The sequence below is a fragment of the Comamonas guangdongensis genome (assembly GCF_041079535.1).
Classification (GTDB): Bacteria; Pseudomonadota; Gammaproteobacteria; order Burkholderiales; family Burkholderiaceae_C; genus Comamonas; species Comamonas guangdongensis.
The window spans coordinates 1-9,229 of record NZ_JBFYGN010000048.1 but is presented as its reverse complement, the minus strand read 5'-3'; the positions used below and the strand labels follow the sequence as shown (position 1 = coordinate 9,229).

8 protein-coding genes are annotated in these 9,229 nt (G+C 66.0%); 5 read left to right on the top strand and 3 right to left on the bottom strand.

What is annotated here, in order from left to right; translation table 11 throughout:
- Positions 1–112 precede the first annotated feature (112 nt).
- The 3 genes from AB6724_RS21470 to AB6724_RS21460 are packed head-to-tail and all read right to left on the bottom strand — an operon-like array spanning position 113 to position 2,981.
- A complete protein-coding gene (locus AB6724_RS21470) occupies positions 113–1,027 on the bottom strand; it encodes an ABC transporter permease (protein WP_369340574.1) in 915 nt (304 codons plus the stop codon).
- Between the two features lie 30 nt (positions 1,028–1,057).
- Positions 1,058–1,918: an ABC transporter ATP-binding protein gene (locus tag AB6724_RS21465; RefSeq protein WP_369340573.1), complete on the bottom strand. Its 861-nt coding sequence runs from the start codon at positions 1,916–1,918 to the stop codon at positions 1,058–1,060.
- Positions 1,919–1,949: 31 nt separating this feature from the next.
- Positions 1,950–2,981 (bottom strand): ABC transporter substrate-binding protein, encoded by a 1,032-nt coding sequence (locus AB6724_RS21460; RefSeq protein ID WP_369340572.1) that lies wholly within the window; start codon positions 2,979–2,981, stop codon positions 1,950–1,952.
- A gap of 197 nt (positions 2,982–3,178) precedes the next feature.
- On the opposite strand from AB6724_RS21460, the gene AB6724_RS21455 reads away from it, so the two are divergent.
- From AB6724_RS21455 to AB6724_RS21435, 5 genes are all read left to right on the top strand, one after another.
- A complete protein-coding gene (locus AB6724_RS21455; RefSeq protein WP_369340571.1) occupies positions 3,179–3,859 on the top strand; it encodes a response regulator in 681 nt (226 codons plus the stop codon).
- Between the two features lie 3 nt (positions 3,860–3,862).
- Positions 3,863–5,293 (top strand): sensor histidine kinase, encoded by a 1,431-nt coding sequence (locus AB6724_RS21450; RefSeq protein WP_369340570.1) that lies wholly within the window; start codon positions 3,863–3,865, stop codon positions 5,291–5,293.
- A gap of 70 nt (positions 5,294–5,363) precedes the next feature.
- Positions 5,364–6,344: an alpha/beta hydrolase gene (locus tag AB6724_RS21445; RefSeq protein WP_369340569.1), complete on the top strand. Its 981-nt coding sequence runs from the start codon at positions 5,364–5,366 to the stop codon at positions 6,342–6,344.
- A 136-nt stretch (positions 6,345–6,480) separates the two neighbouring features.
- On the top strand, positions 6,481–6,954 hold the full coding sequence (locus AB6724_RS21440) for a nucleoside deaminase (RefSeq protein ID WP_369340568.1): 474 nt from the start codon (positions 6,481–6,483) through the stop codon (positions 6,952–6,954).
- An 83-nt stretch (positions 6,955–7,037) separates the two neighbouring features.
- A complete protein-coding gene (locus tag AB6724_RS21435; protein ID WP_369340567.1) occupies positions 7,038–8,273 on the top strand; it encodes an MFS transporter in 1,236 nt (411 codons plus the stop codon).
- The last annotated feature ends 956 nt before the right edge of the window (positions 8,274–9,229 follow it).

The following is a 9,229-nucleotide window of genomic DNA, read 5'->3' as shown; positions in this document are numbered from 1 at the left end:
CAGTCCTACATGTACGTTGGACTGGCGGGAAATATGGAGAGTTCAACACTGAACGCAGACAGAGCCTAAAAAAAAGCCACCGCGCAGGCGGTGGCTTACTCTGGTGCGGCGCTCAGAACGCCGCGGGCCGCCATTTGAGCAGGCGTTTTTCCAGCCGCGTGAGCAGGAAATCCGCGGCCAGCGCCACCACGGCCAGCACGATCATCGCGGCGAACACGCCACTGGCATTGAAAGCGCCCTGGGCCGTGGAAATCAGCAGGCCTATGCCCTCCTTGGCGCCCAGAAACTCGCCCACCACGGCGCCCACCAGCGCGAAGCCGAAGCTCACATGCAGGCTGGCCAGAATCCAGGACATGGCCGAGGGGATCACCACCGCCGTGGTCAGCTGGCGCGGCGAGGCGCCGAGGATCTGCGCATTGGCGATCATGTATTTGTCGGCCTCGCGCACTCCCTGGAAGGCGTTGGCGAACACCACGAAGAAGACCATCACCACGGCCAGAGCCACCTTGGAGGCCATGCCCAGGCCCAGGGCGATCACGAACACCGAGCCCAGCACCACGCGCGGTATGGAGTTGGCGATCTGGATATAGATGGAGAACACGTCCGACAGCAGCTTGTTGCGGCCCAGCACGATGCCGCAGACCACGCCGGCCACGGCACCGATCAGAAAGCCGATCACCGTCTCCTCCAGCGTGACCAGCACCTGCTGCCACAGCGGCCCCTGAGAGGTGCCGTCACGCAGCCATTCCACGATCTGGTTCCAGATCATCGAGGGCATGGAATAGAAGAACGGGTCTATCCATTTCAGGCGCGCCGCCAGCTCCCAGCCGCCGAGCACCAGGACCAGCACGGCCAGGCGCAGGGTGATGATCAGCCGCCGCCGGCGCCTGATGCCCGCCTGGGCGATGGCCGACTCCTGGGCCAGGGCCGCATCGCTGATCGCCTGGGGCAGTCTGGCGCCGGATGAAGGGACGGACTGGGGGGCCGGTGATTTTTCCGGCGCTGTGTTCAAAGCCATTTCGGACATGTGTTTCTCCTTGCGCAGCGCATTGGGGATTTACTGGATCTGCACTTCTTCGCGCAGGTCGTCCCAGATGCGCTTGGACAGGTCGATGAACTGCTGGTCATAGCGCACCTGGCTCATGATGCGCGGGCGCGGCAGGTCGATCTCGTAGACCCGCTTGAGCGTCGCGGGGCGCGCGGTCAGCAAGAACACGCGGTCGGCCAGCGCAATCGCTTCCTCCAGGTCGTGCGTCACGAACACCACGGAGCCGCCGCTGCCGGACCACAGGCGCAGCAGCTCGTCCTGCATCAGCGTGCGCGTCTGCATGTCCAGCGCCGAGAACGGCTCGTCCATTAGCAGGATCTCGGGCTGGTTGATAAAGGTCTGGGCCAGGGCCACGCGCTTGCGCATGCCGCCCGAGAGCTGGTGCGGATAGTGGTTGCCGAACTTGTCCAGGCCCACGCGCTGTATCCACTCATCGGCCAGCGCCAGGGCCCGGGCCTTGGGCGTGCCGCGGAAGATGGGCCCGGCGGCCACGTTCTCGCGCACGGACTTCCAGGGGAACACCGCATCGGCCTGGAACACAAAGCCTATGCGTGGGTCGATCCCCGTGACGGGCTTGCCCATGACCTGCACGCGGCCCACCGTGGGCTTGAGCAGGCCGGTGATCATGTTCAGGGTCGTAGACTTGCCGCAGCCCGTGGGGCCCACGATGGCCACGAACTCGCCCCTGGCCACGGTCATGGAAAAATTGCGCAGCGCTATCGTGGCATTGCCGTCGGCCGAGATGAAGCGCAGCGAGACATCATCGAATTCGATAGCTGCATCCGCATGGCCGGCGCTCGCGACAGCGCTTTGGGGCGAGATGAATCCGGACGGCTGCGAAGCGCCAAGCGGCGGGGTGACAGAGGACATGGAAAGCTCCCGTTAACGGTTCAAGGCCGCCTTACTTGGTGCTGAGAAAGGCGTTGGTATAGGTCTTGCTCAGGTCGATATGCGCGCTCTTGACCTGGGGCTTGTAGGCCGACAGCACCTTGAGCACGGTCTCCGGCCCGCCCGCGGGCATGGCGCCGTCCTTGGTGAACATGGGCAGGGAGGCCTTGAGCGCCTCCACATACAGGGCCTTGTCGCTGCCGTAATAGTCCTTGGGCATCAGCTCGGCAATCTGCTCGGCGCTGTGGCTGCCGATATAGGCCATGGTCTTGGCAAAGGCGCGGGCCAGCTTGGCCGCCTGATCCTTGTGCGTGGCTGCCCAGTCATTGCGCACATAAAAGCTGGCGGCCGGGTACAGCCCGCCCAGCGCGGCCTGGGTTCCGACCTCGGTGCGCATGTCCACCAGCACCTTGGCTTCGCCGGACTTGAGCATCTGCGACACCGTGGGCTCGGTGGTCATGCCGGCCTGGATGCGGTCCTGCTTCATGCCGGCGATGAAGGAGCTGCCCGCGCCCACGGGCAGCAGCGAATAGTCCTTGCTGGCCACGCCCTGCTTGTCCACCAGATAGCGGGTCAGGAATTCGGTCGACGAGCCCAGGCCCGTCACGCCCAGCGTCTTGCCCTTGGCATCGGCCATGGTCTTGAAGCCCGCGGCTGCGGCCTTGCTGGAGACCAGCTCCACCTCGCCCGGCACCTTGCAGAACACGGCGATGGCCTGGATCTCCTTGCCCTTGGCCTGCAGATCGATGGTGTGGTCATAGAAACCCACCACGCCCTGCACGGCACCGGCGATCAGCTGGTTTTCGGCATCCACGCCCGCGGGCTGGGACTGCAGCTCCACCTTCAGGCCTTCGGCCTTGAAGTAGCCCAGGACCTCGGCCAGCTTGGCGGGCAGATAAATGATCTTGTTGATGCCTCCCACCATGATGGTCACGGTATCGCTGTCGGCCGCATGGGCGGCCGGAGCCACGCTGCACAGGGCCAGCAGGGCGCTGGCCAGAGCGGAAGCCAGCAGGCCGCAGCGGGAGCGAGGATTCAAAGACATGGCGGAGTCTCCTTTAAATGCTTGTCATGGCGTGCCGGCCGTTGCAGGGCCGGCTGCGCCTTCCGGTCATTGGTGAAGCCAGTCTAGAAATCGCGCGCTTTCGTCCCGCTTTCGCTGCACTGCAATATGTTTAGGGGTTATCCCGGGTCGTTATTCCACGTAGCTCCGCCGCGCAGGACTGGGCGTACTCTGGCGACATGAAGCTTCTTGTGGTGGAAGACAACCCCGAGCTGGGCCAGTCCCTGGCCGAGCTGCTGCGCCAGCAGGGCTTTGTGGTGGACCTGGTGAATCGCGGCGACAGCGCCGATCAGCTGCTGAGCCAGGCACACTACGACCTGCTGCTGCTGGACCTGAACCTGCCCCAGCTCAGCGGCAAGGCCTTGCTGCGCCGCCTGCGCGAACGTGGCGATGCGCTGCCGGTGATCGTGCTGACCGCATCCGACTCCATGGACCAGAAAGTGCTGTGCCTGGAGATAGGCGCCGACGACTATCTGGTCAAGCCCGTGGACCTGCGCGAGCTGCTGGCGCGCATGCAGGCCATAGCGCGACGCCAGATGCCGGGGCGCGAAAACCTGGTGCGCTGCGGCACGCTGCAGCTGGACCTGCGCACCCGGCTGTTTGCCATCGATGGCGAGGAACTGCCCCTGCCCCCGCGCGAGCGCGGCGTGCTCGAAGCCCTGATGCTGGCCCATGGCAGCGCCGTCTCCAAGGCCAGGCTGCTGGATGCCGTCTACGGCATGGACGAGGAAGCCAGCGAAGACGCGCTGGAGCTCTACGTGCATCGCCTGCGCAAAAAGCTCGAAGCCAGCGACGCCGCCATCATGACGCTGCGCGGCGTGGGCTATCTGCTCAAGCCCCGGCTGCCCGACGCAGAGTAAGCCGTGCTCCACAGCCTGCGCGCCCGCCTTGCCCTGTGGCTGCTGCTGCCGCTGGCCGTGCTGGTAGCGCTGTGCGGCTGGTTTGCATACGAGCATGCCGAAGAAGCCGCCGATTACGTGCAGGACCACGACCTGCTGTCCTCGGCCAAGATCCTGGCCGACCGCCTGATCTGGGAAGACGGCGATGTGCAGGCCAGCGTGCCGCCCTCGGCCCTGAGCCTGTTCATGTCGACGGCCCATGACCATATCTATCTGAGCGTGACCGACGGCGAAGGCCAGCTGCTGGCGGGTCAGCCCGGTTTTCCCGTCCCGCAGCCGCTGCGGCTGACTGGCGGCGACCATGCCCAGTGGTATGACGCGGTCTGGCAGGGCCAGCCCATACGCGCGGTCGCCACCCGCCGCGCCATGTATGACGTGGCCGGCGCGCGCGAGATCAACATCATGGTGGGCAAGACCACGCACAGCCGTGACGCCATGGTGCAGACGCTGTGGCGGCCGACCATGGAATACCTGCTGTGGGCCCTGGCCGTGGCCGTGCTGGTCAGCGCCACGGCGCTGACGCTGGAGCTGCGCCCGCTGCTGTCCATGGCGCGCCAGCTGGCCCAGCGGCCGGCCCAGGATCTGGACTTCCACCTGGATTCGCGCCAGCTGCACCAGGAGCTGCGCCCGCTGACCGAGACCGTCAACCAGTTCGCACGCACCCTACGCGCCCAGGTCGCACGCCAGCGGCAGTTCGTCTCGGACGCGGCCCACCAGCTGCGCACGCCGCTAGCCATCCAGGCCCATACCCTGCAGCAGGCCCTGAGCCAGACGCCTGCCGAACTGGCCCAGCTTGGCGCGGAGCAGCGCCGCGCCGCGCTGCTGCGCCTGCAGCGCAGCAACCAGCAGCTGATCAACCTCACTCACCAGCTGCTGGTGCTGGCCCAGGCCGAACAGCCCGCGGCGCAGGCCACGGTCACCGCGGACCTGCAAGCGCTGTGCCTGCAGGCACTGGAAGACTATGCGCCGGCCGCCGAGCGCAAGTCCATAGACCTGGGCTGGCAGGGTCCCGACGCCGCCAAGACCGCTGACTGCACCCTGCAGGCGGCCTCGCCTCTGCTGCCCGAGCTGCTGGCCAATCTGCTGGACAACGCCATACGCTACACGCCGCCGCAAGGCCGGGTCACGCTGGGGCTGGAGGCCACGGCCGCCGCACTGACGCTCTGGGTAGAAGACAACGGCCCCGGCATTCCGGCCCAGAGCCGGACCAGGGTGTTCGAGCGCTTCTACCGCCTTGCCACCGACACCCAGGGCACGGGCCTGGGCCTGGCCATAGTCCAGGAAGTGGCCCGGGCCTGCGGCGCCACCATAGCGCTGGGCCCGGCGCAGCATATGCCCGGCACACAGCAGCGGCCCGGGCTGCGTGTCAGCGTGCAGTTCCCCAGACCCGCATGACCATGCCTCAAAACCCGGATTGGAGCAGATTGAACCAGTGCCGGCAGCTATCAAATTTATGATTGCGGCCATGACCTCCCCCGCCGCCACCGAAATCGACCCCGCCCTGGCCCGTACGCTGCAGCGCTTTGCGCGGCTCGATGCGGACACGCCCACGCCGCAGCTGTCCTCTGCCCTGCGCCGGCGCCGGCTCGCCGAGCTGCAGGCGGGGCTGATCCGCACGCCGCTGCCCGGCATCGCGCGGCAAAACCATTTTGTGGCCGCCGACGGCCGCGAGATCTGCGTGCGCAGCTATCAAAAGCATGGGGCGCCCACGCCTCAGACCCTGGTCTGGCTGCATGGCGGCGGCTGGATGGTCGGCGATCTCGACACCCACGACGACCTCTGCGAGCACCTGGCGCAGTTCAGCGGCCATGCCGTGCTGTCCGTGCATTACCGCCGCACGCCCGAAAACCGCTTTCCCGCACCGCTGGACGATGTGCTGGCCGTGCTGCAATGGCTGCGCAGCATGCAGGGCCTGCTGCCCTTTGCCAGGGATGCCGTGCTGCTGGGCGGCGACAGCGCGGGCGGCCACCTGGCACTGGCGGCGACTGTGCGGCAGATTCAGCAGCCGGCCGATGCGGCCCGCATCGCGGGTCTGCTCCTGCTCTACCCGCCGCTGCAGCCCGATCAGGACCATGAAAGCATGCGCCGCTTTGCCACGGGCTTCGGGCTCACGCCCGCGGCCATGCAGCGCTACTGGCAGGAACTGGGCGAGCCCGAGGGCCAGACGGCGCAATGGCTGACACCCGGCCGCTGCAACCAGGCCATTGCCCAGCTACCGCCCACACTGCTGATGACGGCGAGTCACGACATTCTGCGCGACGAGGCCGAGGCCTTTGCCCAGGCCGCCCAGGCACTGGGCGCACCGCTGCAGCTTTTGCGCGCCCCGGCCATGGTCCACGGCTTTGCGCGCATGCTGGCCGCCAGCCCCGCGGCACGCCAGCAGGTGGAACTGGCTTGCTCGACCTGGGCGGAACTTATGGGCCGCCACCACCGTCAGAGCAAATAAGTTTTGCTCTCCAGACGGATAGCAGCACGGCCTTGCAGGTGTACGCTGCACGGCGCTGGGCGCCGCCTCGCCCCTTCCAAACAAAACAGCTGCGACGCCGATGCATCAAGCGCCGGCAGCCATATCTTTCATAGTCATGAGCCCAACTTCCAGCACCCCACAACAACTGATGCGCCTGGCCGTGGACCTGGCCCATGCCAACCGCCTCAAGGGCGGCCGCCCGTTCGGTGCCGTACTCGCACAGGGAGATGAAGTCATCGCCACGGGCGTCAACGACATCATTGCCAGCCACGACCCCAGCACCCATGCGGAGATGGAGGCCATACGCGCGGGCACGCGCCAACGCGCCAACCCCAGCCTCGCGGGCCTGTCCATCTATGCCAGCGGCCACCCCTGCCCCATGTGCCTGGCGGCCCTGGTCATGAATGGCGCCGAGCAGGTGTTCTTTGCCTTCGACAACGACGACGCCGAGCCCTACGGCCTGTCCAGCGCGGGCACTTATCAGCGCCTGCGTCTTTCGCTGAACCCTGCGCCGCTGCCCATCACACGCATAGACACGGGCATCAGCGCCGCCCAGCTCTACGGCGACGCGCCCTGGCCCGCGGCCTGAAACCCATCTGCTGAAAAAACCATAACAACAGCCTGAAGCACCCCGCGCTGCGGCTCGCCGCAGCGCGGGCACCCTCCTCGTTCATGACATCCACAAACACCCCGTCTCATCGCGTGCCGCCGCTGCTGTGGCTGAGCGTGGTGGTGCTGGTCACCATCAATCTGCGCCCTTTTCTCACCGCCCCCGGCCCGCTGGGCAATGCGATCCAACAGGCCACAGCCATGGATTTGCGCAGCTTTTCCTGGCTCACGCTGCTGCCCATGGCCTTGATGGGCATAGGCGGCTGGCTGGCCCCTACGGCCCTGCTGCGCTGGGGTGCACGCTCGGCCATCTGCGGCTCGCTGCTGCTGATTGCGCTGGGCTGCGCGCTGCGCATGCTGCCCGCCGGCGCGGCCACGGGCAGCCTGCTGATCGCCACGGCCGGCCTGTGCGGCGCGGGCGTGGCCCTGGTGCAAAGCATCATGCCGGGGCTGATCAAGCGCCAGTCGCCCCACAACGTGGCACCCATGATGGGCCTGTATTCGGCGGCGCTCATGGGCGGCGGCGCGCTGAGCGCACAGCTTTCGCCGCTGGCCATGCAATGGGGCATGGACTGGCAGGCGGCGCTGGCGATCTGGGCGATTCCCGTGCTGCTGGCCCTGCCCCTGGCCTGGCGGGCGCTGAGCCTGATGCGCGCCGACAGCCTGACGCGAGCCTCGGGCTCCGCCCCGCACTCCGGGGACGGCGGCGACACCGGCTGGCTGCTGCGCCGCCGCCGCACCTGGCTGCTGCTGATCAGCTTCGGCCTGATGAACGGCGGCTATGGCTCCACCGTGGCCTGGCTCGCACCGTTCTATCAAACCCATGGCTGGACGGCCACGCAAAGCGGCTCGCTGCTGGCCATACTCTCCATCGCCCAGGCCGCTTCGGCCCTGGCCATGCCGGCTCTGGCGCGGCGCAGCGTGGACCGTCGCCCCTGGGTCTTGCTGGCCCTGCTGCTGCAGGTCGCAGGCTTTGCCGGCCTGGCGCTGTGGCCCGATGCCATGCCCACGCTCAATGCCATCGTGCTGGGCCTGGGTCTGGGCGGCTGCTTTTCGCTCTTTATGCTGGTGGCTCTGGACCACCTGCCCTCGCCCACCCAGGCCGGCGCGCTCAACTCGCTGATGCAGGGCGGCGGCTTCATCCTCGCCGCGCTGGCCCCCCTGGCCATGGCGCAGTTGCACCAGCTCAGCGGCAGCTGGACCTCGGGCTGGCTCTATCAGGCCGGCGTGGCCGCCCTGGTGTGCCTGCTGGTGACGAGGTTCAATCCCAAGGGGTATCAACGAGCCATGGGCAGGTGACGCACCGCACATGGCGCTGTCTTTGCTCTCCCCCTGAAGATCGGAGAGCAGCTCCTCACCACCAATTTTGACATGCCGGATTGCAGACATCGATGTTGATGTGTAGCATTGCAAACACATTTTTTGACATTTGAGACTTTTAATAACTCCGAGAGTGTTTTCACTCCCGGGTTTCACTCTCTCGGTCAAGCCTCTTCGCAACCCCATCCCATCGCTGCTATGAATGCCCTGGCTCGCGTTCGCTCCGAGACGATCCTCCGTGGCCATGCCCGGCTGACGGCCTCGTTCGGCTCAGCCCTAAGGTGCGCCGGTTGCTCCAAGCCGAACCGCCAGGCGCTTGCCGACATAGGAATTCGGTCGCAGGTTCAGGTCGACAAGGTTCAGCCAGAAAAACACGCCACTCACGGGTACAACAGATATCGCCAGCCTCTGTATGCGGCCCATGCCAGCTGCCTCGGCCAGCCGCCGCCAACGTGAAAAAACCCCAGCGGGCACAGCACGGACGCGGTCAACGCTGTGCCTTCCCTGGCTCATCCGCATTTTCCGTGAAATCGGCAATCCTGGCTGAGGCAATACAGCTCAGAAATGCTCAGATTCGCGATGCCAGGTGCTTCTACCATATGAAGCATATGTAACCATTTCTCCGGAAGATGGCGTGAGTGCTGAATGAACACTTCACTCGAAAACGTTGCAGGCTTGTCTCTCGAGCCTTCCTAGTCAAGGCATGACAAGTCGACGGCGTTACCCAAGGCGTCTATTTGTAATGAAGCATCTCCTGATCTTGATGTGTATCAATCGACGCTCTCGCCCGCCTTCCGTCAAACCTCTTCGCAACCACATCCAATCGCTGATATGAATGCCATTGCTCGTGCTCGCTCCGAGAAAAATTTTCGTGGCCGCGTCCAGCTGACGGCCTTGCTGGGGTCGGCCATCTGGCTCACCGGCTGCGCCAACCT

What these genes read in the sequence shown, in the direction of transcription:
- AB6724_RS21470 (WP_369340574.1), bottom strand. Translation starts at nt 1,027, where the DNA reads ATGTCCGAAATGGCTTTGAACACAGCGCCGGAAAAATCACCGGCCCCC.
- AB6724_RS21465 (WP_369340573.1), bottom strand. Translation starts at nt 1,918, where the DNA reads ATGTCCTCTGTCACCCCGCCGCTTGGCGCTTCGCAGCCGTCCGGATTC.
- AB6724_RS21460 (WP_369340572.1), bottom strand. Translation starts at nt 2,981, where the DNA reads ATGTCTTTGAATCCTCGCTCCCGCTGCGGCCTGCTGGCTTCCGCTCTG.
- AB6724_RS21455 (WP_369340571.1), top strand. Translation starts at nt 3,179, where the DNA reads ATGAAGCTTCTTGTGGTGGAAGACAACCCCGAGCTGGGCCAGTCCCTG.
- AB6724_RS21445 (WP_369340569.1), top strand. Translation starts at nt 5,364, where the DNA reads ATGACCTCCCCCGCCGCCACCGAAATCGACCCCGCCCTGGCCCGTACG.
- AB6724_RS21440 (WP_369340568.1), top strand. Translation starts at nt 6,481, where the DNA reads ATGAGCCCAACTTCCAGCACCCCACAACAACTGATGCGCCTGGCCGTG.
- AB6724_RS21435 (WP_369340567.1), top strand. Translation starts at nt 7,038, where the DNA reads ATGACATCCACAAACACCCCGTCTCATCGCGTGCCGCCGCTGCTGTGG.